Source organism: Enterobacter sp. 50793107 (assembly GCF_001463365.1).
GTDB lineage: Bacteria > Pseudomonadota > Gammaproteobacteria > Enterobacterales > Enterobacteriaceae > Enterobacter > Enterobacter cloacae.
Genome location: NZ_LNII01000154.1, coordinates 1 through 24562, shown reverse-complemented (window position 1 = coordinate 24562; position 24562 = coordinate 1). Strand labels below are relative to the sequence as shown.

General features: G+C 52.5%; 27 protein-coding genes and 2 tRNA genes. 15 read left to right on the top strand and 14 right to left on the bottom strand.

What is annotated here, in order from left to right; all coding sequences use genetic code 11:
* Positions 1-68: 68 nt before the first annotated feature.
* Positions 69-1574: an alanine/glycine:cation symporter family protein gene (locus APU11_RS19710; protein ID WP_038419085.1), complete on the top strand. Its 1506-nt coding sequence runs from the start codon at positions 69-71 to the stop codon at positions 1572-1574.
* 167 nt (positions 1575-1741) lie between these two features.
* Here the strand turns inward: APU11_RS19710 and APU11_RS19705 are convergent.
* The 3 genes from APU11_RS19705 to APU11_RS19695 form a co-directional block, all read right to left on the bottom strand.
* A tRNA-Ser gene (locus tag APU11_RS19705) sits at positions 1742-1829 on the bottom strand.
* A gap of 137 nt (positions 1830-1966) precedes the next feature.
* Positions 1967-2644, bottom strand: coding sequence for an isochorismatase family protein (locus APU11_RS19700; protein ID WP_020689641.1), 678 nt, complete (start codon positions 2642-2644; stop codon positions 1967-1969).
* A gap of 20 nt (positions 2645-2664) precedes the next feature.
* Positions 2665-3525, bottom strand: coding sequence for a pirin family protein (locus APU11_RS19695; protein WP_058651575.1), 861 nt, complete (start codon positions 3523-3525; stop codon positions 2665-2667).
* 109 nt (positions 3526-3634) lie between these two features.
* On the opposite strand from APU11_RS19695, the gene APU11_RS19690 reads away from it, so the two are divergent.
* Complete coding sequence (locus tag APU11_RS19690; protein ID WP_029881942.1) at positions 3635-4540, top strand: LysR family transcriptional regulator; 906 nt, start codon at positions 3635-3637, stop codon at positions 4538-4540.
* Positions 4541-4671: 131 nt separating this feature from the next.
* Here APU11_RS19690 and APU11_RS19685 read toward each other — a convergent pair.
* Positions 4672-4759, bottom strand: a tRNA-Ser gene (locus APU11_RS19685).
* Positions 4760-4990: 231 nt separating this feature from the next.
* Here APU11_RS19685 and ghrA point away from each other — a divergent pair.
* From ghrA to APU11_RS19665, 4 genes are all read left to right on the top strand, one after another.
* Positions 4991-5929 (top strand): glyoxylate/hydroxypyruvate reductase GhrA, encoded by a 939-nt coding sequence (gene ghrA / locus APU11_RS19680; protein WP_040019373.1) that lies wholly within the window; start codon positions 4991-4993, stop codon positions 5927-5929.
* Between the two features lie 84 nt (positions 5930-6013).
* On the top strand, positions 6014-6751 hold the full coding sequence (locus APU11_RS19675) for a phosphatase (protein ID WP_023622347.1): 738 nt from the start codon (positions 6014-6016) through the stop codon (positions 6749-6751).
* A 20-nt stretch (positions 6752-6771) separates the two neighbouring features.
* Positions 6772-7326, top strand: a complete 555-nt coding sequence (locus APU11_RS19670) for a molecular chaperone (RefSeq protein ID WP_013097176.1) — start codon at positions 6772-6774, stop codon at positions 7324-7326.
* A 96-nt stretch (positions 7327-7422) separates the two neighbouring features.
* Positions 7423-7905: a DUF1097 domain-containing protein gene (locus tag APU11_RS19665; RefSeq protein ID WP_072200468.1), complete on the top strand. Its 483-nt coding sequence runs from the start codon at positions 7423-7425 to the stop codon at positions 7903-7905.
* A gap of 43 nt (positions 7906-7948) precedes the next feature.
* On the opposite strand, the gene csgG is transcribed toward APU11_RS19665, so the two are convergent.
* The 4 genes from csgG to csgD are packed head-to-tail and all read right to left on the bottom strand — an operon-like array spanning position 7949 to position 10290.
* Positions 7949-8782 (bottom strand): curli production assembly/transport protein CsgG, encoded by an 834-nt coding sequence (gene csgG / locus APU11_RS19660; protein WP_028027948.1) that lies wholly within the window; start codon positions 8780-8782, stop codon positions 7949-7951.
* Between the two features lie 26 nt (positions 8783-8808).
* Positions 8809-9222, bottom strand: a complete 414-nt coding sequence (gene csgF / locus APU11_RS19655; RefSeq protein WP_013097173.1) for a curli production assembly/transport protein CsgF — start codon at positions 9220-9222, stop codon at positions 8809-8811.
* Between the two features lie 23 nt (positions 9223-9245).
* Positions 9246-9635 (bottom strand): curli production assembly/transport protein CsgE, encoded by a 390-nt coding sequence (csgE, locus tag APU11_RS19650; RefSeq protein ID WP_023620196.1) that lies wholly within the window; start codon positions 9633-9635, stop codon positions 9246-9248.
* 4 nt (positions 9636-9639) lie between these two features.
* Complete coding sequence (csgD, locus tag APU11_RS19645) at positions 9640-10290, bottom strand: biofilm master transcriptional regulator CsgD (protein WP_013097171.1); 651 nt, start codon at positions 10288-10290, stop codon at positions 9640-9642.
* A gap of 744 nt (positions 10291-11034) precedes the next feature.
* Between csgD and csgB the strand changes: the two genes are divergently transcribed.
* The 5 genes from csgB (at position 11035) to ymdB (ending at position 13517) form a co-directional block, all read left to right on the top strand.
* Complete coding sequence (gene csgB / locus APU11_RS19640) at positions 11035-11490, top strand: curli minor subunit CsgB (RefSeq protein WP_013097170.1); 456 nt, start codon at positions 11035-11037, stop codon at positions 11488-11490.
* Between the two features lie 41 nt (positions 11491-11531).
* Entirely contained in the window at positions 11532-11993 is a 462-nt protein-coding gene (gene csgA, locus APU11_RS19635; protein WP_023620194.1) for a curli major subunit CsgA, read from the top strand.
* Positions 11994-12054: 61 nt separating this feature from the next.
* Positions 12055-12387 (top strand): curli assembly chaperone CsgC, encoded by a 333-nt coding sequence (gene csgC / locus APU11_RS19630; RefSeq protein WP_058651574.1) that lies wholly within the window; start codon positions 12055-12057, stop codon positions 12385-12387.
* A 161-nt stretch (positions 12388-12548) separates the two neighbouring features.
* Positions 12549-12869, top strand: coding sequence for a type 1 fimbrial protein (locus APU11_RS19625; RefSeq protein WP_038985522.1), 321 nt, complete (start codon positions 12549-12551; stop codon positions 12867-12869).
* Positions 12870-12974: 105 nt separating this feature from the next.
* Positions 12975-13517 (top strand): O-acetyl-ADP-ribose deacetylase, encoded by a 543-nt coding sequence (ymdB, locus tag APU11_RS19620; protein WP_045295774.1) that lies wholly within the window; start codon positions 12975-12977, stop codon positions 13515-13517.
* A gap of 34 nt (positions 13518-13551) precedes the next feature.
* On the opposite strand, the gene mdoC is transcribed toward ymdB, so the two are convergent.
* A complete protein-coding gene (gene mdoC / locus APU11_RS19615; RefSeq protein WP_013097165.1) occupies positions 13552-14691 on the bottom strand; it encodes a glucans biosynthesis protein MdoC in 1140 nt (379 codons plus the stop codon).
* Between the two features lie 255 nt (positions 14692-14946).
* Here mdoC and mdoG point away from each other — a divergent pair, with 255 nt between their 5' ends.
* The 3 genes from mdoG to APU11_RS19600 all read left to right on the top strand — a co-directional run bounded on the left by mdoG (position 14947) and on the right by APU11_RS19600 (position 19333).
* Positions 14947-16500, top strand: coding sequence for a glucans biosynthesis protein MdoG (mdoG, locus tag APU11_RS19610; protein WP_020689627.1), 1554 nt, complete (start codon positions 14947-14949; stop codon positions 16498-16500).
* Positions 16493-19021 (top strand): glucans biosynthesis glucosyltransferase MdoH, encoded by a 2529-nt coding sequence (gene mdoH / locus APU11_RS19605; protein ID WP_020689626.1) that lies wholly within the window; start codon positions 16493-16495, stop codon positions 19019-19021. Before mdoG ends, mdoH begins: the two co-directional genes overlap by 8 nt.
* A gap of 84 nt (positions 19022-19105) precedes the next feature.
* The gene (locus APU11_RS19600) at positions 19106-19333 is read left to right on the top strand and encodes a YceK/YidQ family lipoprotein (RefSeq protein WP_013097162.1); all 228 of its coding nucleotides are present in this window, start codon (positions 19106-19108) and stop codon (positions 19331-19333) included.
* Between the two features lie 6 nt (positions 19334-19339).
* Here APU11_RS19600 and APU11_RS19595 read toward each other — a convergent pair whose 3' ends face one another.
* The 3 genes from APU11_RS19595 to APU11_RS19585 form a co-directional block, all read right to left on the bottom strand.
* Complete coding sequence (locus APU11_RS19595; RefSeq protein WP_014831418.1) at positions 19340-19714, bottom strand: MysB family protein; 375 nt, start codon at positions 19712-19714, stop codon at positions 19340-19342.
* A gap of 97 nt (positions 19715-19811) precedes the next feature.
* Positions 19812-21029: a multidrug efflux MFS transporter MdtG gene (gene mdtG / locus APU11_RS19590; RefSeq protein ID WP_058651581.1), complete on the bottom strand. Its 1218-nt coding sequence runs from the start codon at positions 21027-21029 to the stop codon at positions 19812-19814.
* A gap of 142 nt (positions 21030-21171) precedes the next feature.
* Positions 21172-22098 carry a Kdo(2)-lipid IV(A) acyltransferase gene (locus APU11_RS19585; protein ID WP_029881949.1) on the bottom strand — a complete coding sequence of 309 codons (927 nt, stop codon included), beginning with the start codon at positions 22096-22098 and terminating at the stop codon, positions 21172-21174.
* A 223-nt stretch (positions 22099-22321) separates the two neighbouring features.
* Here APU11_RS19585 and APU11_RS19580 point away from each other — a divergent pair, with 223 nt between their 5' ends.
* Positions 22322-23371: a rhodanese-related sulfurtransferase gene (locus APU11_RS19580; RefSeq protein ID WP_013097157.1), complete on the top strand. Its 1050-nt coding sequence runs from the start codon at positions 22322-22324 to the stop codon at positions 23369-23371.
* Positions 23372-23412: 41 nt separating this feature from the next.
* Here the strand turns inward: APU11_RS19580 and APU11_RS19575 are convergent, their stop codons facing one another.
* Together APU11_RS19575 and APU11_RS19570 are read right to left on the bottom strand one after the other, a co-directional pair.
* Entirely contained in the window at positions 23413-23991 is a 579-nt protein-coding gene (locus tag APU11_RS19575) for a YceI family protein (RefSeq protein WP_013097156.1), read from the bottom strand.
* A 1-nt stretch (position 23992) separates the two neighbouring features.
* Positions 23993-24562, bottom strand: coding sequence for a cytochrome b (locus APU11_RS19570; protein WP_072200466.1), 570 nt, complete (start codon positions 24560-24562; stop codon positions 23993-23995).

The window sequence follows — 24562 nt, the reverse complement described above, 5'->3', positions numbered from 1 at the left end:
AAACAACATTCTAACAAGAAAATCCCATGGGGAACCGTTTCCCTGGAACATCACGTTGAGGGTCATACATGAACGAACTGGTTGGTGCAATTAACGGTGTTATCTGGAGCCCGGCGTTAATATTTTTATGTCTGGGTGTCGGCCTCTATTTCTCATTACGTAGTCGTTTTTTGCAGTTACGTCATATAAAACATATGATTACCTTGATGTTCCAGGGGCGTCCTACCGATGCTGGCGTATCGTCGTTCCAGGCACTGACGATGACGCTGGCAGGGCGTGTAGGGACCGGGAACATTGCTGGCGTCGCCACCGCTATTACCTTCGGTGGACCGGGCGCACTTTTCTGGATGTGGATTGTGGCGTTTTTGGGGGCCAGCTCTGCGTTTGTGGAATCTACGTTGGGCCAGGTTTATAAAGAAAAAATCAACGGTGAATATCGTGGCGGTCCTGCCTTTTATATTGAAAAAGGGTTAGGCGTTAAATGGTATGCATGGTTATTTGCCGTCGTCACCATTTTCTCCTGCGGTTTATTACTTCCAGGGGTACAAGCAAACTCGATTGGTGCCAGCCTGGATATTGCATTTGGGCTTGATCCAAATGTCACGGCAGCATTACTTGCCGTACTGTTAAGTTTTATTATTTTCGGTGGTGTGAAAAGGATCGCCAGTTTTAGCAGTATGGTCGTTCCGTTTATGGCGCTCGGCTATATTATTGTGGCTTGCGTTATTATCGCCATTAATATTACCGAGCTTCCTGGTGTGATTCTGTTGATCTGGAAAAGCGCTTTTGGTCTGGAAGCAGGTTTTGGTGCCATTCTTGGTCAGGCTATCATGTGGGGCGTTAAGCGCGGAGTCTATTCCAACGAGGCGGCGCAAGGTACCGGGCCGCATGCGTCATCTGCGGCGGCAGTGAGCCATCCGGTGAAGCAGGGGCTGGTTCAGGCTTTCTCGGTCTATATCGACACGCTGTTTGTCTGCTCGGCGACCGGGTTTATGCTGTTGATCACCGGTCTGTATAACGTGCAGGGCATTGACGGTGCTGCACTCTATACCGGTATTTCCGGCGTGGCAGCAGGGCCTGGCTATGTGCAGACGGCAATGGAAAGTATGATGCCAGGCTTTGGTAATTACTTTGTTGCTGTTGCGCTGTTCTTCTTTGCCTTCACGACCATTATTGCTTACTACTATATTGCTGAAACCAATATCGCCTTCATCAACCGTAAAATTCACCGTCCATGGCTGACATTCGTGCTCAAATTATGCCTGATGGCTTCAACGGTATATGGCACAGTTCGTACGGCGGATCTGGCATGGGGGCTGGGGGATATTGGGGTAGGGCTGATGGCATGGCTTAACATTATTGCCATTGTGCTTTTACATAAAAAAGCGTTTGCCAGCCTTAAGGATTATGAAATTCAGAATGCGCAGGGGGTGGATCCGCACTTTGACCCGATTCGACTGGGGATTAAAAACGCGGATTATTGGCTGGAAGAGCGTAAAGATGAACCTGCTGCAAATCCAGAACAGACGACTTCTGTCGTGAGAGAGCAGAACGCAGGGAAACTGAACAATTAATCGTGGTAGCCCGTATTGCTATACGGGCTCAGACAGCTGGCAATGTGCGCTTTGTGGGTTTCGCCCGGCGGCGCTACGCTTGCACGGGCCTACGAGGCTTGTCGGCGGGATAAGGCGACTATAAAAGAAAAAAGCCCGTACTTTCGTACGAGCTCTTGTCTTGAATATGGCGGTGAGGGGGGGATTCGAACCCCCGATACGTTGCCGTATACACACTTTCCAGGCGTGCTCCTTCAGCCACTCGGACACCTCACCATATTGTTTTGCTGCCTGACCGCTTGGGGGGCAACGGGGCGCTACTATAGGGAGTTGCGCTAAAACGGTCAAGCAGATTTTCAGCTTTAGTGCGTGTTCGGTTAAGCCTTAATCAGCTTTGGTCACAGCACGGGCACTTAACGCTGTGAATCGAGCGCTTCGCTGTTTTTCACCACTTCCTGCGCCTTACCGTAGCTCTCGATCAGCAGCTGGTACGCCGGGAAAATGTGCGTGTAGACTTCTGCCCACTCGGCCGCATCTTCACGGTTCCATGTCCGCTGGATCTCAGAGGCAACAGCCGCCGTATCCATTGGCACCACGCCCGCCTGCACCACACGGGCCAGGGTGATCTCCTGCGCCATTTTGCTGTAAGTACCGGACGCATCAATCACCGCAAAGACTTTATAGCCATCAGCTACTGCGCTAATCGACGGAAACGCCATGCAGACGCTGGTGATGGTACCGGCGATAATCAACGTCTTACGTCCGGTGGCTTTAACCGCGGCCACAAATTCCGGGTTATCCCAGGCGTTGATCTCCCCTTTACGTGCCACATACTGTGCATGCGGCGCGTTGGCATGAATTTCCGGGATGAGCGGACCGTTCGGGCCCTGCGGGACGGAAGCGGTGGTGATCACCGGGATGTTCGCAAGCGTCGCGATTTTCGCCAGAGCCGCCGCACGGGCACGCAGCTCTGGCATCGGCATATCGCCGACGGTCTGGAACAGGCCACTCTGGTGGTCGATAAGCAACATCACCGCATCGTTCACATCAATGACCGGACGTGCTCCATTAAAGTTGGCAGGTGTAGACATGTTCATCTCCTTTATTACGGTTAGATCTGGCCGAAACGGCCGGAGTTGAAATCACGAATGGCTTCATTGATTTCGGTTTTACTGTTCATTACGAACGGGCCGTAGCCCACAATCGGTTCATTCAGCGGCGCACCGGCCATCAGCAGTACTTTGGCATCGCTGCTGGCTTCCAGGTGTAACCTGTCACCTTCCTGACTCATGACCACCAGCTGTGCTTCTCCCGCGTGAGCCGTACCGTTCACCGTGACATGGCCTTCCAGCACCACCAGCGCCGTGCTCCAGCCCTCTGGCTGACTCAGCGTGACGTGGCTGCCCTGGTTGAGGGCAATGTCCCACACGTTCAGCGGCGAGAAGGTATGCGCCGGGCCGGTAACATCGCCGTAGTGACCAGCGATAACCCGCAGCGAGCCGCTGTTGTCGGGCAGCGTCACCACCGGGATATCGGCTTTGGTAATGCTCTGATAGCCCGGCGTGGCCATTTTGTCTTTCGCCGGCAGGTTGACCCAAAGCTGCATCATCTTGAGTTCTCCGCCTTTGTGCGCGAACGCGCTGGAGTGGAACTCTTCATGCAGAATGCCTGCACCGGCTGTCATCCACTGCACGTCGCCCGGACCAATGACGCCGCCTCTGCCGGTGGAGTCGCGATGCTCCACTTCGCCGGAATAGACAATGGTGACCGTTTCAAAACCACGATGCGGATGCTCGCCCACCCCGCGTTTTGTGCCGTCCGCCGGGAAGGTATGTGGGCCTGCGTAGTCCAGCAGTAAGAACGGGCTCAGCGACTCGCCGTGTGTCTGATAAGAAAACATCGAACGCACCGGGAAACCATTGCCAACCCAGTGTTGACGGGGGGCGGTATAGACGCCTGTTACGTTTTTCATGATGAACTCCTGGTGTTCTGTTGATGTAATTAGCTTATATTCAGAGTTAATGTTCCGGTAGAGAGTGAAAATGGCATTCACTGTTCTGGAAATAGAACGATGAGGATTTATGCAGGATCTCAATGACTTTGTGTGGTTTGTGAAAGTGGTCGACTACGGTGGTTTTGCAGCAGCAGGGCGGGCACTCGATCTGCCTAAGTCCAGGCTGAGCCGCCGTATTGCGCAGCTTGAAGAGCGGCTCGGCGTGCGGTTAATTCAACGTACAACGCGACAATTTACGGTAACGGAGGTCGGGCAGACGTTCTATCAACACTGCAAAGCCATGATGGTTGAAGCGGAAGCGGCGGAAGAAGCCGTGGCCGCGCTGCAGGCGGAACCGCGCGGTATCGTCAGGCTCACCTGTCCTGTCACGTTGTTGCATGTGCATGTCGGCCCGATGCTGGCGCGGTTTATGGTGCGCTATCCCGGGATCAACCTTCAGCTGGAAGCAACGAACCGGCGGGTCGATCTGGTGGGGGAAGGTGTGGATGTGGCGATCCGCGTGCGTCCCCGTCCGTTTGATGACAGCGATCTGGTATTACGGGTGCTTGCCGACCGGGGACATTGCCTGGTCGCGGGCCCGGCCTTGATTGAACGCCTGGGAAAACCGTCGATGCCGTCAGAACTCAGCGCCTGGCCCGGGTTGAGTATGGGCGAGGGTAAGCATATCCATAAATGGCAATTATGCGGCCCGGAAGGCGCGAAAGCAGAAATCCATTTTTCCCCGCGCCTGATTACCACCGACATGCTGGCGCTGCGTGAAGCGGCCATGGCGGGCATCGGTGTGGTGCAACTGCCGATATTGATGGTGAAAGATCAGCTGGCATCAGGAGAGCTGATTCGGGTGCTGGAGGCGTGGGAGCCAAAAAGAGAAGTGATTCATGCGGTTTATCCATCAAGACGCGGATTACTGCCGTCCGTCAGGGCGCTGGTGGATTTTCTTACAGAAGAGTACGCACGGATGGTTGAAGAGTAGTTTTTTGTAGGTCGGGTAAGCGCAGCGCCACCCGACATAAAGAGCGCAGGGGGCTCAAGGTTCTCATCCCCCTTTTCGGAGACTATAAAAGAAAAAAGCCCGTACTTTCGTACGAGCTCTTGTCTTGAATATGGCGGTGAGGGGGGGATTCGAACCCCCGATACGTTGCCGTATACACACTTTCCAGGCGTGCTCCTTCAGCCACTCGGACACCTCACCATATTGTCATCCCGTTGTTGTCGGGACGGGCGCTAATGTAAGGAAAAGCCGAACAGCCGTCAACACACTTTTTCAGTAAATTAGCGCATTTAGACAAACTTCAAACAACATGATTCTTAAATGTGCTGAAAGCGCCTTTTTTATCGGCAACGCGGTCCGGCGATAAATTTGTTATGCTGGCAATCCAGTTGAAAATGAAAATAAAACAGCGCAAAAAAGGCAGGAATGAGTATGGATATTATCTTCTATCACCCCACTTTTGATACGGCTTACTGGATTAAGGCACTTTCGGCAGCGTTACCGGGGGCGCGCGTGCGTGAATGGAAGCGCGGTGATAACGAACATGCAGACTACGCGCTGGTCTGGCATCCCCCGGTCGAGATGCTCCAGGGGCGCAAGCTGAAGGCCGTTTTTGCCCTCGGTGCCGGTGTGGATTCCATTCTGAGCAAACTGAAAGCGCACCCTGAAATGCTGCCGGAGGAAATCCCCCTGTTCCGCCTGGAAGATACCGGCATGGGCCAGCAAATGCAGGAATATGCCGTGAGTCAGGTGCTGCACTGGTTCCGGCGTTTTGACGATTATCAGGCCTTAAAACTGCAATCGCGTTGGGAACCGCTGCCGGAATATCAACGTGAAGAGTTTACCATCGGTATTCTCGGGGCGGGCGTGCTCGGCTCAAAAGTGGCCGAAGCGCTGGCACCGTGGGGCTTCCCGCTGCGCTGCTGGAGCCGCAGCCGCAAGAACTATCCTGGCGTTGAGAGTTTTGCCGGAACAGATGAACTCCCGGCGTTTCTGAAGGGGACGCGCGTACTGATCAATCTGCTGCCGAATACGGCGGAAACGGTCGGCATTATTAATAGCGCGCTTCTGAATCAGCTGGTGGATCAGAGTTACGTGATGAATCTGGCGCGCGGGGTTCATCTGGTGGAAGCCGATCTCCTAAAAGCCCTTGAGGGTGGCAAGGTGAAAGGCGCGATGCTGGATGTGTACAGCCGCGAGCCGTTGCCGGCAGAGAGCCCGCTGTGGGCACATCCACGCGTGGCGATGACCCCACACGTCGCCGCCGTGACGCGTCCGGCAGAGGCGGTGGCCTATATTACGCACACCATCAGTGAGATAGAGCAGGGCAACGCGGTGACCGGGCAGGTCGACAGAACGCGCGGCTACTGAGTGAAACCCGGCGTTAGCCGGGTTTTTGCTAATAATCGCAGCAGATAACTGCTATCCTTTGGAAAAACCGCAGAGGAGAGAGAGATGTATCCCGTTGACCTGCATATGCACACCGTCGCCAGCACCCACGCGTATAGCAACCTCCATGATTACATTGCACAAGCGAAGCTCAAGGGCATCAGGCTTTTTGCGATCACCGATCATGGCCCGGATATGGCGGATGCGCCGCACTACTGGCATTTTGTGAATATGCGGATCTGGCCACGCCTGGTGGACGGTATTGGGATACTGCGTGGCATTGAGGCGAACATTAAAAATACCGACGGTGAGATCGACTGCACCGGCCCGATGCTGACATCTCTTGACCTTATTCTCGCCGGTTTCCATGAACCTGTCTTTGCGCCTCAGGATAAAGAAACCAATACCGCAGCGATGATTGCCACCATTGCCAGCGGCAACGTGCATATTATTAGCCACCCCGGCAACCCGAAGTACCCAATTGATATTCAGGCTGTCGCGCAGGCGGCAGCGAAGCATCGCGTGGCGCTGGAGATTAACAACTCCTCCTTCGTGCACTCGCGTAAGGGCAGTGAAGCGAACTGCCGCGAAGTGGCGGCCGCAGTGCGTGATGCAGGAGGCATGGTGGCGCTGGGTTCAGATTCCCATACTGCGTTCACACTGGGTGATTTCAGCGAGTGCCTGAAAGTGCTGAATGATGTTAACTTCCCGGAAGCGCAAATCCTGAACGTGACCCCTCGTCGCATGCTCGATTTCCTTGAGTCGCGCGGAATGGAACCGATTGCCGAATTTGCCGATCTTTAATTGTGTAATGGAATAAAAAAATGAATGAGTTTTCCATCCTTTGCCGCGTGCTGGGTACGCTGTACTACCGCCAGCCTCAAGACCCGCTGCTGGTCCCGCTCTTTACATTAATTCGTGAAGGGAAACTGGCGCAGAACTGGCCGCTGGAACAGGATGATTTACTGGAGCGCCTGCAGAAAAGCTGCGACATGCAGCAAATCTCCACAGATTACAACGCGCTGTTTGTGGGGGAAGAGTGCCGTGTTTCACCTTACCGCTCTGCCTGGCAGGAAGGGGCAACGGAAGCGGAAGTGCGCGCTTTTCTTTCAGAGCGCGGCATGCCGCTGACCGACACGCCTGCCGATCATATCGGTACGCTGCTGCTGGCCGCATCCTGGATTGAGGACCACGCCGGTGACGATGAGAACGAAGCCATCGAAACCTTGTTCGAAATGTACCTGCTGCCGTGGGTCGGGACATTCCTTGGGAAAGTTGAAGCGCATGCCACCTCGCCATTCTGGAGAACGCTGGCTCCCCTGACGCGTGACGCCATCGCTGCAATGTGGGATGAGCTGGAAGAAGAGAATGAAGAGTGATCATGATCACATTAGCTCTGCAACGCAACGCATCACCTTGCATATAATGTGCTTCTGATCTCATTTCCATGGCGCGCTTCTGCTAAGATGCGCGCCATGAACATATTACTTTGTATCGCACTCACAACAGGTATCCTCTCCGGACTTTGGGGATGGGTGGCCGTCTCTCTCGGACTGCTCAGCTGGGCTGGATTTCTCGGCTGCACGGCCTACTTCGCCTGCCCGCAGGGTGGGATCAAAGGGCTTTTTATCTCTGGCTGCACGCTGATGAGCGGCGTTATCTGGGCGCTGGTTATCATGAAGGGCAGTGCGCTCGCTCCGCATCTGGAGATCCTCGGCTATATCATGACGGGCGTGGTCGCGTTTTTGATGTGCGTTCAGGCAAAGCATCTGTTGCTGTCGTTTGTACCCGGCACGTTTATGGGGGCGTGTGCCACCTTTGCGGGGCAGGGTGACTGGAAGCTGGTGGTCCCCTCGCTGGCGCTGGGGTTGCTGTTTGGCTATGCCATGAAGAACAGTGGTCTGTGGCTAGCGGCACGACGAGAAAAAGCGCAAAACGTGCCAGCGGTGAGTGAATAAAAAAAGGCGAGATAACTATCTCGCCTTTTTTATGCGCGTCCTGTCAGGATTCCGGAGGAACTGACATATCGCGGTATTTCACCAGTACCGGGTTTTGCACGTCTGCTTTGTTTTGCAGATCCCACAACCCGCGGTCGATACCATCATTTATCAGGAAGATAACTCCGGTTTCAATGGCTGACATCAGGCACATCATCACCGGCTCGTTAGAGGTATAACCGATTTCACCCTCCAGCAGACGCTGATAGTCAATGAAGCGGAACACCCCGGCCTGCACTTCATAAGAGAGTATGGTTTTGCTGGTGGTTACCGAAGAGAGCACTTCCCCGGTACTGACGTTAACGACACGCAGGTTAACGGCAATTTGGTCGAGCTGATATTGCGTATCTGCACCGATACCAAAATAACGTGCGCCAGCACCGCCAGATTTCACGTTACTTTCGTAACCGATAATCGACCCTTCAATCATAACGTTCGCCGCAGCCAGAGATTGCAGCGGCATGCGGTTATTATCTGCAACGGTACCATTCTCCTGCGCCGCACGAATAATTTTTCGTTCATTTAACAGGTTTTGCAGCCCCTGACGTTCCAGTGGAATAAACCAGCGCGAATCTTTCAGCGCGGTCACCAGCATGGCGGTGGCGCTTTGCGGTACGGCCGTAGAGAAGTTACTTGCCGGGTAAGGTTTAAATTGCCCGGTTTCATCCTGAATGTTGTAGACGGAGACAAATATTTTACCTGTCGGGGCAGGCAAATGGGTTAAATCACGATAACTTTGAGCCCGAGGCATTAATGTCGGTTTTGCAGCTTCTTTAGGTGGAGCAGTTAAACAACCGCTCAATAAGCACACTGCAACAAGTATCAGGAATCGCTGCATGATCGTTGTCCTTATTTTGGGGTTGTTCAAAAGTCAGTCGAGTTATTTTGTAAACCGGAAACCTGAATGGTTGAGGTTTTTCCGGTTTTACGATCGGTAACGTTCAACTGGAGCTGCCCGTCCCTGTTGGCGATATCGACAATGAAGTCATTGGTCACCATGCGGCCGGGTTTGCCGGTGTTGATATTAGTCAGCAAACCGCCCAGAATTTGCGACTGGATCGCCTGGGTGAAGTTGTCCAGTGCAGATGGCGTATCCACGCTAAAATCCTTGAAGCTGGGATCTTTATAAGAATTTTGCGCCTGGGCTTCATTCAACATGAACGCCCCATTATTCGGGTTACCACCAAAGTTGGGATTACGGAACTGGAATGTCATATTCCCGGCCCAGCTTAATGGGGTGATGAGCATTATCGAAACAACTGCATATGCAATACGCATGACAGCCTCCGGATATAGGTTCGCTAGAACTCGTCTTTTGCTAAATCTCTTGTGCTTAATAGCGCTTTGTCTATTTGCATGCGATTAATAGCGTCTTCTGATTGCGCCAGCGCCAAGGCTACGTTTTTATCGAAGTCTATTTTGGTGGGAAATAAAAATGTTTGATAAATAACGAACTGATTAGCCGTTATTGTTATCCAACTTCCCCATCGTGCACTGGGCCGCTCGTTGATTGTTATATTTCCAGGATACGTACTGTCCCATTTATCACTGAAGGCACGATAAAAATTGTGTCCGACAGAAGAGACGGTATGGTCCGTTAACAATCCGGGAACTTCGACCTCGACGGCCTTCAGGTTCCCGGCAGCGAGCAGAAAGCCCGCTGCGGCAATCCAACTCATGGTGCGTTTCATGTGATTAACGCCTGAGGTTATCGTTTGCCCATGAAACCGCCTGAGTTCGGTTTTTAACAGCTATCTTCTTGAAAAGATTATAAAGGTGCGTCTTTACCGTATTTTCGCTGATAAATAACGAACGGGCGATTTCAATATTTGAAGCACCAATGCGCAATTTGTTCAGGATCTCTTTCTCGCGGTGCGTTAGCAGTGCTGACTCTGAGCTGTTGTAGCGGTAATTTCCGGAGTGCGTGATAAGGTAGCTGGCCAGCTTTTGCGAAAAATAACACTCTCCTCGCAAAATACCTTGCAGGCCTTCTACCACCCGATTCTCTTCTTCAGTGACGTAGAACACGCCATTGATATGCGGCCAACTTTCAATGTCCCGGAAAGGATACTCGTCAGGCGTATTCAATAATAACACGCGGATGTTATTGTTTTTCCTGCTCAAAGTATCTTGCCAGTAATGGATGAGCTTTTTATCCGCTTCCATCATATCGAAAAGAATAATGCTGCCAGGTGCAATATCATCGAAAGAACGTTGAATATTATGCAATTTCCCGTTCAGTGATAAAGATTGCTTTAAATGTTGTAATAAAGCGGTCGCCTGCAAAGAAGGTTTTGTGATCAACAGTAATGTATGACCATGTAAACTATGGACTTCATTATACATGATGAAACCCCACTTTTTTATGACACCTGGCAGTTGTCCTCCTGCGAAAAGAGGATACCAGAAGTACTGACAGATGTTGCGCTGCTGTGTGTAGAATCAAACCATAACCTCCACAAGGGAGGGAAATATAAAACGAATTTCGTACATCTAATTTCAATCTAGCTTTTACGAAGTTTAAAGCAAGTGTTAAACGTGTAACAAGATGTAAAAATCAATATTAATTTATGAATGTATGCCTTCTTGAAAGCCTTTAATTGATGAAAAAGTTGTACAGCTAAATAATGATGCACAGATTTTAAAAATCATACAAATATTTCTATGTGTCTGATTTTAATGTTTTTATGTTATTCTTTTTCAGAAATTTTAAAGTATGAGTTTCAAAAAAAATCTAACCTACGGAATGCATGCCGCTTCGCCTTAAGAAATCGCGTCTTGTGTCACACGTTAACGTTAATGTCATCCTGTCGTTACGTTTAACCCTTCCTCTCTCGCGTCGGAACAGCCGCTGCGATGTTTCACTCATTTGCGATGGATAAGGCTTTATAGAAATTAAATGGCTTCACTTATCGCTATTTTTGTTCAGGAATTACTACTTTGAGGTGACCTGAAAAATAAAAATAAGCCGCGCGAGTGAGATATTTAACGTGTTATGGCAGACATACTCTTCACCGTAACGACGCGTTAACAAAATATGCGTTGTTCTAACCTGAAGTCTTTTAAAACAGCCAGGTCCAGGGTGGCAACATGAAAAACACATCGTTATTTATGATGTTTACATTACTGGGAGCGCCTGGGGTTGTCACCGCGGCGAATTCAGATTTGGCTACCTCTGAATATAACTTTGCGGTAAATGAATTAAGCCGTACATCATTAAATCAGGCAGCCATTATTGGTCAACAGGGTGTACTTAATGACGCTCAGGTGCGCCAGGACGGTTCAAAATTATTGTCCATCGTTTCCCAGGATGGGTCAGGTAACAGGGCGCGGGTTGATCAATCAGGGACTTATAATATTGCGTATATTGCTCAGAGCGGCTTTGCGAATGATGCAGATATTACGCAGGATGGATTTGGTAATAGTGCGAAAATTATCCAGAAAGGGTCGGGTAATAGGGCAAGCATCACGCAGTACGGTACACAGAAAAACGCAGTTGTAGTGCAAAAACAGTCGCAAATGGCAATTCGCGTTATTCAACGTTAGTTATTCGCGGCGACTTTAATCAATCCGATGGGGGTTTTACCATGAAATTTATCAAAGTGGCAGCTCTTGCAGCAATCGTCGTTTCTGGTAGTGCTATGGCCGGTCTCATTGATCAAGGTGGCTGGGGCCATGGACACGGTCATGGCCATGGTCAAGGCGGTAATGGCCCAAATTCAACCCTGAATATTTACCAGAACGGTGGCGGTAACTCAGCTGTCGCCTTGCAGACCAATGCCAGAGATTCAACGCTGTCTATTAGCCAGAGCGGTGGCGGTAATGGCGCAGATGTTGGACAAGGTTCTGACGACAGCACCATCTCTCTGACTCAGAATGGTTTTGCCAACAGCGCAACGCTTGATCAATGGAACAGTCACGACTCTACAATGAATGTGAGCCAGTACGGTGGATTTAACGGCGCAATGGTTGATCAGACTGCGTCTAATTCTACGGTCAATGTTACCCAGATTGGTTTTGGTAACCACGCTGCAGCTTATCAGTATTAATACTGAAATCTGTGCTACAAAAAAACAGGGCCTCAGCCCTGTTTTTTTTCGGGAGTGCATCATGAATACCTTAATTCTCCTTGCCGCGCTTTCCAGTCAAATAACGTTTAACACATCGCAGCAGGGCGATATGACCACCATTATTCCCCAGGTTACGCTGACAGTGCCGTGTGATTGTCAGGTACAAATCGTGGCTGAACGGGAAGGGCAGAGTGGCCAAAGTACATCACGCCAGCAAAACAGGCTTTTTATCCCCGCTAATCAGACGATCGATTTAATGCGGCTGAGTTTAAATATTGGTACGGGGGATACGGTGAACATTATTGTCACCGTCTCTGATGGTAAATCGCTTCATTTATCACAGCAGTGGTCACCGCCGGAGAAGAGGCTTTAATCATTCATAAAATCAATGATTTGCCAATGTGGCAGGCCTTCACCGTTGAGCTATGCTGATATCAGGAACTGAGCAACTAAGTTCCGGAACGTGAAACTACGTTTGCTTTAATGGAGCGCTTTTACCCCTCAAGGACGATTTTCATTGAGGAGTACATACACGTGACCAAATATATCGCTCAACTCGCTTCTGGTTTTAGTCTGCTCGTTTCTCTTTTTGTAACCCCGGTTTTTGCGGCGACGGTTGTTGAGGGTGGGGTTATTCATTTTCGCGGCGCGATTGTCGCCGACCCCTGTGAAGTGACTGCACAAACTCGGCAGTTTGCGTTGTCATGCCCGGAAAATAACCGGATTCATACGCGCATGGTCAGTTATGAAGATGCACTTAATGGCCATGTGACCGATACCAGCCTCGCCACCCTCAGCATGAAGTACCTCAATCCTGAAAAAACGCTCGCGGTGGTACAAATTCAGTACCGCTGATGTGTGCTCTTCCGCTTTACGGCGGAAGAGGTTTTTCCCGATAGTTTTTTCTCTCGGGTACCTCTGCGATACACTTAAGAAAATGGCGGGAAGCAGAGGGTATTTATGAAACCGCAAATTGACGTTATTCATGGCGATATCACGACGATGCACGTTGATGTGATCGTCAATGCAGCCAATCCGTCACTGATGGGCGGCGGTGGCGTGGATGGCGCTATCCACCGGGCTGCCGGACCGCAACTGCTGGAAGCCTGCAAGACTGTGCGTCAGCAACAGGGGGAGTGCCCACCGGGTCATGCCGTTATTACGCTTGCGGGCGATCTTCCCGCGAAAGCGGTGATTCATGCCGTGGGGCCAATATGGCATGGCGGCGATCGGCATGAGGCGAGTATCCTCGAAGAGGCCTACCGAAACTGCCTGCGTCTGGCCGCTGATAATGGCTATAAAACCATGGCGTTTCCGGCCATCAGCACCGGAGTCTATGGCTATCCGAAAGCTGCCGCAGCGACGATTGCGGTAGACACCGTGTATCGTTACCTGTCGCTTAAACCGATGCCCGAAAAAGTGACATTTGTCTGTTTCGATGAGGAGACACTGCATCTTTATCAGCGGCTGTTGACCCAGCGCGGACAGGAATTAGAGACCTGAAACACACGCGGCGCACTGAGTGCGCCGCGTTTTTTTATGATGCTCTTACCTGCGGTTTCCCGGAGAAAAGGAAACGCAGAAGCGGTATCCGCAGGTGGATTTCGTAAAGCACGATGGCGATTCCAATCACAAAGACCAGCCCGGTAAAGAAGCCCAGCGTGTTGGAGGCGATATGCGGTGTGATATAGGCCCCGAAGAACAACGTCAGGGGATGGTGCACCAGATAGATAAACAGCGAAGCATTGACGAAATAGGTGACGCGGCTGGACTTAAAATTAAGCAGCCGGTGGCCCAGCGCAAAGACCACATTCACCATCCACAGGCCCAGCAGCATGGTAATGACGCTCTCGGTTTCATACATCCACGCATCGCCGCTGCCGTAGCGCTGATTTAACAGATAGGCCGCAAACGCGATGGCGGCACCAAAAGCACACCACGGTGAGGGCGTCGTAAACAGCGACTTAAGCTTCGGATAAATAAAGGCCAGCGCCCCGATTAAAAAGAAGGGGATGTAGAACAGCGACTGCATCACCACAAAATTGAATAATCCGTCGCTCAGAATCGGCGGATAGACAATAAACAGCGTCCGTCGCACTGCCGCATAGGCGATGCCCAGCAGCAAAAAGAGCAGCGACAGTTTTCCCAGGGTGATACTGGCGAAAAAGGCGTTAGCTTTGTCGCTTAAATGGCGGCGAAAGCGGCTAAAAATCAACACGCTGACTGTGGTAAGGACCACCAGCACCAGCAGGAACCAGAGGTGGGACACCAGCTCCCAAACCAGGGTGTTGTATTTTTCGTATAGCGACAGATTAGGCCAGTTCTCCGCCTTACCCTTTACGTACTGCAACATGATGAACTGCGGCAGCGTCAGCAGAGGAATGGCGGTGAGCATCGGAATGCCGACGCGCTCCACGCGCACTTTCCACCAGCGCTTGATGGGGTAGCGCAGAAACAGCATATAAGAGAAATAACCTGAAATGACAAAAAACACCTGCATGCGGAAGGCGTGAATAAAGTCATTAAACAGCGTCAGCCACCAGGAGGGCATTTGACTATTAACATGCCAGGTGTGGCTGGAGTAAATCAGTGAAATGTGGAAGGGGATCCCTAATAGCATCAGCCATGCCCGGATCGAGTCGAGGAAGTATTCACGTTCTACAGGTGTTGTGCTCATATAACTTTGTGCATTCTCAGACTTTTCGCCTTATCCCTAAGACTCATAATGGTTACATTCGAAGCCAACCCTACACCAAGACCGACACCCTGTCTCCAGGATAAGCACGCAAAGTGAAAAGCGGGTTCTTTCATTTGCTTAATCCCTGAGCCAGCGAGCTGAACAAAGCGGTGATAATGTTGTCGGATTGCCTGAGTTTCCATTAAAATGGATCGGATCGATATAAGCACACAAAGGGGGAAGTGCTTACTTATTATGAAACATAAACCACAGATGATGAAAATGCGTTGGTTGGGTGCTGCAGTGGTGTTATCCCTGTATACCTCATCGGCACTGGCCTTTAACATCGACGATGTCGCAAAACAGGCAAAATCGATGGCAGGCAAGAGCTACGAAGCGCCGAAAAGTAACTTGCCCTCCGTTTTCCGCGACATGAAATATGCGGACTATCAGCAGATCCAGTTCAATCACGATAAAGCGTACTGGAACAATATTAAGACCCCGTTCAAGCTTGAGTTTTATCATCAGGGTATGTACTTCGACACCCCTGTTGCCATCAATGAAGTGACGGCAACGGCGGTACGTAAAATCAAATACAGCCCGGATTACTTCAATTTTGGCGATGTGCAGCACGACAAAGATACGGTTAAAGATCTGGGCTTTGCAGGCTTCAAGGTGCTTTACCCGATCAACAGCAAAGATAAAAACGACGAAATCGTCAGCATGCTCGGCGCCAGCTACTTCCGCGTTATTGGCGCGGGACAGGTGTACGGGCTTTCTGCGCGCGGCCTGGCTATTGATACCGCGCTGCCATCAGGTGAAGAATTCCCACGTTTCCGCGAGTTCTGGATCGAACGTCCAAAACCAACGGATAAACGTCTGACTATCTACGCACTGCTGGATTCCCCGCGTGCAACGGGCGCGTACCGCTTTGTGATCATGCCTGGGCGTGACACGGTGGTTGACGTGCAGTCTAAAGTCTACCTGCGCGACAAAGTGGGTAAACTGGGCGTTGCGCCGCTGACCAGTATGTTCCTGTTTGGGCCGAACCAGCCGTCACCGGCGACCAACTTCCGTCCTGAACTGCACGATTCCAACGGCCTGTCTATTCATGCCGGTAATGGTGAGTGGATCTGGCGTCCGCTGAACAACCCGAAACATCTGGCTGTCAGCAGCTTTGCGATGGAAAACCCGCAAGGTTTCGGCCTTCTGCAGCGTGGCCGTCAGTTCTCTCGCTTTGAAGATCTGGATGACCGCTACGACCTGCGTCCAAGCGCGTGGGTGACCCCGAAAGGTGACTGGGGCAAAGGGAAGGTTGAACTGGTTGAAATCCCAACCAATGATGAAACCAACGATAACATCGTCGCTTACTGGACGCCGGATCAGCTGCCGGAAGCCGGGAAAGAGATGAACTTCAAATACACGATCACCTTTAGCCGTGACGAAGACAAACTGCATGCGCCGGATAACGCGTATGTCATGCAGACTCGCCGTTCAACGGGTGACGTGAAACAGTCTAACCTTATCCGTCAGCCTGACGGTACCGTCGCTTTCGTGGTGGACTTCACCGGCCAGGACATGAAGAAACTGGCGCCGGATACTGCCGTGACCGCCCAGGCCAGCATCGGTGATAACGGTGAGATCGTTGAGAACACCGTACGTTACAACCCGGTAACGAAAGGGTGGCGTCTGACCCTGCGCGTGAAAGTGAAAGATCCGAAACAGACCACTGAAATGCGCGCTGCGCTGGTCAGTAACGATCAGCCGCTGAGTGAAACCTGGAGCTATCAGCTACCTGCCAATGAATAATACATCTGAATATATTGATGCCATGCCGCTGACGGATATCGAAAAAGCGGCACTGCCTGAGAGCGACATCCGCGCGGTACATGCCGCGCTGGATGGGGAACATCGTCAGTTTTCACGTGATGACGATTCTCCGCTGGGGTCAGTGAAGGCACGTCTGGAGCAGGCATGGCCGGACTCGCTGGCAGAAGGGCAGTTGATTAAAGACGACGAAGGACGCGATCAGCTTCAGGCGATGCCGAAAGCAACGCGTTCTTCCATGTTCCCCGACCCCTGGCGTACCAACCCGGTTGGCCGCTTCTGGGATCGCCTGCGCGGGCGTGACGTGACGCCACGCTATCTGTCGCGTCTGACAAAAGAAGAGCAGGCCTCCGAACAGAAATGGCGTACCGTGGGGACGATCCGTCGCTACATTCTTCTGCTGCTGACGCTGGCGCAGACGGTTGTCGCAACCTGGTACATGAAGACGATTCTGCCTTACCAGGGCTGGGCGCTGATCAACCCGGCAGACATGATGGGCCAGGATATCTGGGTCTCCTTCATGCAACTGCTGCCGTATATCCTGCAAAGTGGCATTCTTCTGCTGTTCGCCGTTCTCTTCTGCTGGGTCTCGGCCGGTTTCTGGACCGCGCTGATGGGCTTCCTGCAGCTGCTGATGGGACGAGACAAATACAGCATTTCGGCGTCTACGGTCGGGGATGAACCCCTTAATCCTGAGCACCGTACGGCACTGATTATGCCTATCTGTAACGAAGACGTTGACCGCGTATTCGCGGGGCTGCGCGCAACCTGGGAGTCCGTTAAGGCGACCGGTAACGCTGCCCATTTCGACGTCTATATCCTGAGCGACAGCTACAATCCGGACATCTGCGTTGCCGAGCAAAAAGCCTGGATGGAGCTGATTGCAGAAGTACAGGGCGAAGGTCAGATCTTCTACCGTCGCCGCCGTCGTCGTGTGAAGCGTAAAAGCGGTAACATCGATGACTTCTGCCGTCGCTGGGGTAACCAGTACAGCTACATGGTGGTGCTGGACGCCGACTCGGTGATGAGCGGTGACTGTCTGAGCGGTCTGGTGCGTCTGATGGAAGCTAACCCGAACGCGGGTATCATCCAGTCTTCGCCAAAAGCGTCCGGCATGGACACGCTTTACGCGCGTTGCCAGCAGTTTGCCACCCGTGTTTACGGGCCGCTGTTTACTGCCGGTCTGCACTTCTGGCAGTTGGGTGAGTCCCACTACTGGGGTCACAACGCCATTATCCGCGTGAAGCCGTTTATTGAGCACTGTGCGCTGGCACCGCTGCCGGGCGAAGGTTCGTTTGCCGGCTCGATTCTGTCGCACGACTTCGTGGAAGCGGCGCTGATGCGTCGTGCAGGGTGGGGCGTCTGGATTGCCTACGATCTGCCTGGATCCTATGAAGAACTGCCGCCGAACCTGCTGGACGAACTTAAGCGTGACCGCCGCTGGTGTCACGGGAACCTGATGAACTTCCGTCTGTTCCTCGTGAAAGGGATGCACCCGGTTCACCGTGCGGTGTTCCTGACCGGCGTGATGTCTTATCTCTCCGCGCCGCTGTGGTTTATGTTCCTGGCGCTCTCCACGGCTCTGCAGGTGGTGCATGCGCTGACGGAGCCGCAGTACTTCCTGCAACCGCGTCAGCTGTTCCCGGTGTGGCCACAGTGGCGTCCGGAGCTGGCGATAGCGCTGTTTGCCTCCACCATGGTGCTGCTGTTCCTGCCGAAGCTGCTCAGTATCATTCTGATCTGGTGCAAAGGCTCGAAGGAGTATGGCGGTTTCTGGCGGGTAACGGTTTCACTGCTACTGGAAGTGCTGTTCTCCGTGCTGCTGGCACCGGTACGTATGCTGTTCCATACCGTGTTTGTGGTCAGCGCGTTCCTGGGCTGGGAAGTGGTCTGGAACTCACCGCAGCGTGATGATGACTCCACGCCGTGGGGTGAAGCCTTTATGCGTCACGGCTCGCAGCTGCTGCTGGGTCTGGTGTGGGCTGCTGGGATGGCATGGCTGGATCTGCGCTTCCTGTTCTGGCTGGCGCCGATCGTCTTCTCGCTGATCCTGTCGCCGTTTGTGTCGGTTATTTCAAGCCGCTCAACGGTTGGCCTGCGTACCAAACGCTGGAAGCTGTTCCTGATCCCGGAAGAGTATTCGCCGCCGAAGGTGCTGGTGGATACTGACACCTATCTGGAGCAGAACCGCCGTCGTACGCTGGATGATGGCTTTATGCACGCGGTGTTTAACCCGTCGTTTAACGCCCTGGCAACGGCAATGGCGACCGCGCGTCACCGTGCCAGTAAGGTGCTGGAGATTGCCCGCGATCGTCACGTTGAACAGGCGCTGAACGAGACGCCAGAGAAACTTAACCGCGACCGCCGTCTGGTGCTGTTAAGCGATCCGGTGACTATGTCGCGTCTGCACTACCGTGTGTGGTCTTCCCCGGAGCGCTACTCCTCGTGGGTGAACTACTACAACGATCTGAAGCTTAACCCGCTGGCGCTGAAGGCGAAGTAAGTGGCAACGTAGGGCGGGTAAGCAATGTGCTACCCGCCAGATAAAATACCGGCTTAAACGCCGGTATTTTTTTAGAGGTAACGGATGAAAATAATCATCGTCGTCATGATGGCATGTCTGCTGAGCGGCTGCGGCAGCATCATCAGTCGCACCATTCCGGGGCAGGGCCACGGGAATCAGTACTATCCGGGCGTGAAATGGGATGTCCGGGATTCCGCATGGCGCTACCTGACGGTACTCGATCTGCCGTTCTCGCTGATTTTCGATACGCTGTTGTTGCCCATCGATGCCAGCCACGGCCCCTATGAGTAGCGGTAATTAACGCTCGTCCCATTCGTCAGCTGCGGTTTGACCTTCTTCCGTATCCAGCGGTGGCTCGAGCTGAAATTCACCCTCATCCCACTCGTGCAGGGTGTTCTCTTCCAGCCACTCCTGACGCAACTCAATTTCGTCATAGTCACCATCAAAGACGGCCTGAGCTCCTTCACCGCTCAGGATCGGCAAACATTCGCCTTCTTCACCTTCGTCAGCAAAGAATTCGGCCTGCCACATAATATCTCCGTCCTGAAGGACATACTTTTGGATGTTGAGTTGTTGCACGTCCGCATCTTCTTCATCAACACCGGGGTTATCGGCGAGGAACTCTTCACGAGCGGCATCAATAGCTTCTTCCAGCGTGGCGTACATGGTCATTGGTGTCTCCCTGTTTTCCAGAAGGTTTCAGGGAAAGAATAGCTGAATATCTGATTCTGCAAGTATGAATGCGAAAATAAGCCGTCACGTATTTGTCTTATTCCGCCACCGGCCGTAATGTCCGGGATAAACTGAACCACGAGTAAACCGCATTAAACAGCACTACGCCCGCCGTGACGATAAACACGGCGCGAAAACCGAAGCTGGCGGAAACCGCGGCTCCGACAAGCGGGCCGGTGACGTTGCCAATATCACGAAATGACTGGTTGTAGCTGAAGATACGCCCGGCGATCTGGTTCGTAGAGTTGTAAACCAGCAGGGTCTGAACGGCGGGCAGTAACGCCCCGTCGGCGGCACCCAGCAAAAAGCGCAGAACGCCCAGCTGCCAGGGTGATTGCACCATCGACATGGGAATGAGCAGCAGCACGGAGATCACCAGCGCACAAATCAGGATCTTTTCCGGGCCGACGCGGTCTCCCAGTTTCCCTAACCTCGGGGCGCTAAGCAGCGCCGCCACGCCGGGTACGGAGGCAATCAGCCCGCTGATAAACGCAATGTTGCTCACGTTACCTGCCAGATCGCGAACGTACAGCGTCAGAATAGGGGCAATCGAACCGGTCGCGACCTGAATAATGAGTGTCGTCACGAACAGGCTCAGTACCAGTCTGGGGTTTTTGAGTGAAGCCAGCACATCCCGCGCGTGGAGCATCTCTTTTTTGGCGACGGGAGTGAAGTTTTCACGAATGCAGATCAGCGTAACGATAAAGCAGAGGAACAACACGCTGGCAGTAATGAAAAATACCGGGCGCAGGCCATAGCTGTCCGCCAGCAAGCCGCCCGCCAGAGGCCCCAGCAAGGCGCCGCTGACGCCACCGGTTGAGAGCGTCCCGAGCGCCCAGCCGCTTTTATGACGCGGGATCTGGGTGGCGATCAGCGCATTCGCGTTGGGAATAAATCCTCCCAGCAGGCCAAGTAGTGCGCGCAAAATCAGAAACTGCCAGACGTTCTGCGCCACACCCATTAACGCCATGATGATGGCCATTCCCAGCGCCGAGCGCAGCAGCATGATTTTACGCCCTTTACGGTCGGCAAGGCCGCCCCAGAACGGCGAAGCAATGGCGGAGAAGAGGAAAGTGATGCTGAACACCAGACCAGACCACATATTGAGCGCACTGTGGCCCGTCACGCCCAGTTGTTCAACGTACAGGGGCAGAAAGGGCATCACGAGGCTAAACGCCGCGCCGGTAAGAAAACAGCCAAGCCAGGCAACCGTAAGGTTACGTTTCCAGTTTATGGGGGCATCTGAGGGTGACATAACAATCCGCATAATGAGGTGCAGCGCACCGTAAGGCATGAAGTAATAAGCCTGCTAATTATGCGCCTGGGTTATGATTGCCGCAATGAGGGAGAGCTTTTAAAGCTAAAACAGGGAGCGGCCCAAAGGGCCGCAGGGGGAATTAATAGCGGGACGGCGTGCCTTCTGGCCGCGTTTTAAAGCGGCGGTGCAGCCACATGTACTGCTCTGGTGCGAGCATAATGCATTTCTCGACAATGCCGTTCATCCAGCGTGCGGTGGTTTCAGCATCATCCAGTGGAGGCGCCAGTTCGGGCTCCAGCATAATCAATTCGTAACCCGAACCATCCGGTTTGCGGCGCGGAACAAAAGGGACGATGGCGGCTTTGGACATGCGTGCCAGCATCCAGGTGCCCGTGGTGGTGGCCGCCTCTTCAACGGCAAAGAACGGAACAAATACGCTGGATTGCGGGCCGTAGTCGTGATCGGGGGCATACCAGACTACTTCACCTGATTTGAGGGCGCGGATCATACCCTTCAGATCCTTACGGTCGATCATGCTTTTGTTGGACCGCATACGGCCATTGGTCTGGATCAGATCAATAACCGGGTTGTCGTTTGGACGATAAACCCCAATGCCGGGCGCCTGCATACCGAACATACGGGCGCCGATTTCCAGGGTCAGAAAGTGTACGCCAATCAGCAGCACGCCCGTCTGATTCGCCTGCAGCGAATGTACCGGCTCCATCCCCGTACCGGCAACGACGCTCCAGCGTGCCATGCGTTTGTCCGGCCAGAACCACGCCATTCCTGTTTCCATCAGCCCCATGCCGACAGACTCGAAATTCCTGGTCACCATGTCATGACGTTCAGCCTCGCTCATGTCCGGGAAGCACAGTTCAAGGTTGCGGTAGGCGATTCTGGCGCGACGCTTCATAAACATTTGCGCAAGACGACCCAGGTTTTTTCCCAGACGGAAAATAACCGGGTAGGGGAGTTGGACCAGAAGCCATAAAAAGCCAATGCCAAGCCAGGTCAACCAATAGCGAGGATGCAAAAGGGTGACGGTAAATTTCGGTAATTGGGTCATGTCGGTCCTGTTTTCTAACGTCCTGAAGGTCTTAGTGTCTCATTTTTTACTACATAGCCAAAATGTCTGATGTCGAAACGCGCGCTAATGCAGCAAATGTTATGACGCATAGTTCAGGCTGACAGAAATGTAGCGTAAATTGTGTGGATGTAAATTGTTATTGTTTGCTATATGATGCCGACCGATTTTCCTTTCTCAATAACGATTGCAGGACTTGTACACCATGCCAGTGTTACACAACCGCGTATCGAATGAGATGTTGAAAGCGCGTATGTTGGCTGAAACCGAACCGCGCACGACCATCTCATTCTATAAATACTTCACGATCAACGATCCGCAAGCGACCCGCGATGAGCTCTATAAAGCCTTCACCGCGCTGAACGTCTTTGGGCGCGTCTATCTGGCGCGTGAAGGTATCAACGCCCAGATCAGCATCCCGGAAAGCAACGTAAGCGCCTTCCGCGATTTTCTTTACGGCTTCGATCCGGCGCTGAACGGCTTACGCCTGAACATCGCCCTGGACGATGACGGTAAATCATTCTGGGTGCTGCGTATGAAAGTGCGTGAGCGTATCGTGGCAGACGGCATTGACGACCCGGCCTTCAACCCGGCCGACGTGGGGGAATACCTGAAGGCGGCGGAAGTCAATGCGATGCTTGATGACCCTGACGCGGTATTCATCGATATGCGTAACCACTACGAATATGAAGTGGGCCATTTCGAGAACGCAATGGAAATCCCGGCCGACACCTTCCGCGAGCAACTGCCGAAAGCGGTTGAGATGATGCAGGAACATAAAGATAAGAAAATCGTTATGTACTGCACCGGCGGTATTCGCTGCGAAAAAGCCAGCGCGTGGATGAAACATAACGGATTTAATAAGGTCTGGCATATCGAAGGCGGTATCATCGAGTATGCCCGCCGTGCCCGTGAGCAGGGGTTACCGGTGCGTTTTATCGGTAAAAACTTTGTCTTTGACGAGCGAATGGGTGAGCGTATTTCAGAAGACGTGATTGCCCATTGCCACCAGTGCGGCGCACCGTGCGATACCCACACCAACTGCAAAAATGACGGTTGTCATCTGCTGTTTATTCAGTGCCCGGCGTGCGCAGAGAAATTTAACGGCTGCTGTAGCGAACTGTGCAGTGAAGAGAGCATGCTGCCGGAAGAGGAGCAGCGCCGCCGTCGTGCGGGACGTGAAAACGGCAATAAGATTTTTAATAAATCCCGAGGCCGCCTGAATACCAAACTGGGTATTCCTGACCCGGAATGATAATGACGCCCGGCAACGTCAAACCCTGCCGGGCGTGTTTATTATGCCTTCTGCTGAACACCTTCAACGGAAATAATCAGTTCTACGTCCTGAGATGCCGGACCTAAATCCGTGGTGATATTAAAATCTTTCAGATGAATTTTCCCTGCGGCTTCAAAACCTGCGCGTTTGCCACCCCACGGATCGTCACCCTGGCCGAGTAATTTGGCTTCCAGGGTCACCGGTTTCGTGACGCCATTGAGCGTGAGATTACCGGTAATATTCAGCTTCTCACCTTCTTTCTTCACCTCGGTCGACGTAAAGGTCGCCTGTGGGAATTTTGATACATTCAGGAATTCCGCACTACGCAAATGTTTATCGCGCTCTGCATGGTTGGTGTCGACGCTATTCGTATTAATGGTCACATTGACCTTATCGGCGGCAGGATTTTTATCGTCAAAGGTGAATGTGCCGTCAAAATCTTTAAAGGTACCGTACAGCCAGCTATAACCGAGGTGCTGAATACGGAAATTGACGAAAGCATGCTGGCCTTCTTTATCAATTTTATAATCAGCCGCCACGGCAGAGCCGGTGGTGAATAACAGAGAACCTAATGCGATACCCAGCAGGTGTTTTTTCATTTTATGCTCCAGAGTCAACTGACGAACGGCCAAGCATGCGCTTTAACGTATCGTCTTTATCGATGAAATGGTGTTTAAGGGCGGCAAGCCCGTGCAGGACAGACAGGATCACCACGCTCCACGCGAGCCAGAGATGCACCACGCCTGCGGTGTCGGCCTGAACCCCTGCGTCAGAGAGCGTGGCCGGAACCTCAAACAGGCCAAAGACGTTAATCGGCTTGCCGTCTGCAGTGGAAATGAGATACCCGCTAATCAGAATGGCGAACAGCAGGATATAGAGCGTAACGTGCGCGGCAACCGCGCTGACACGCGTTAATTTACTGTGGGTTTTGGGCGCGGCGGGCGGCGGGGAAATGTGACGCCAGATCACGCGAATAACCAACGTCATCATCAGCAGGATGCCGATGCTTTTATGCAGTTCTGGTGCCTGGTGATACCAGCCGTCGTAATAACTGAGCGTCACCATCCACAGACCCAGTCCGAACATTGCATAAACGGTAAGAGCAACTATCCAGTGTAAACACATGGATATTATTCCGTAGCGCTGAGAGGCTGTCTCTTCTACACATAT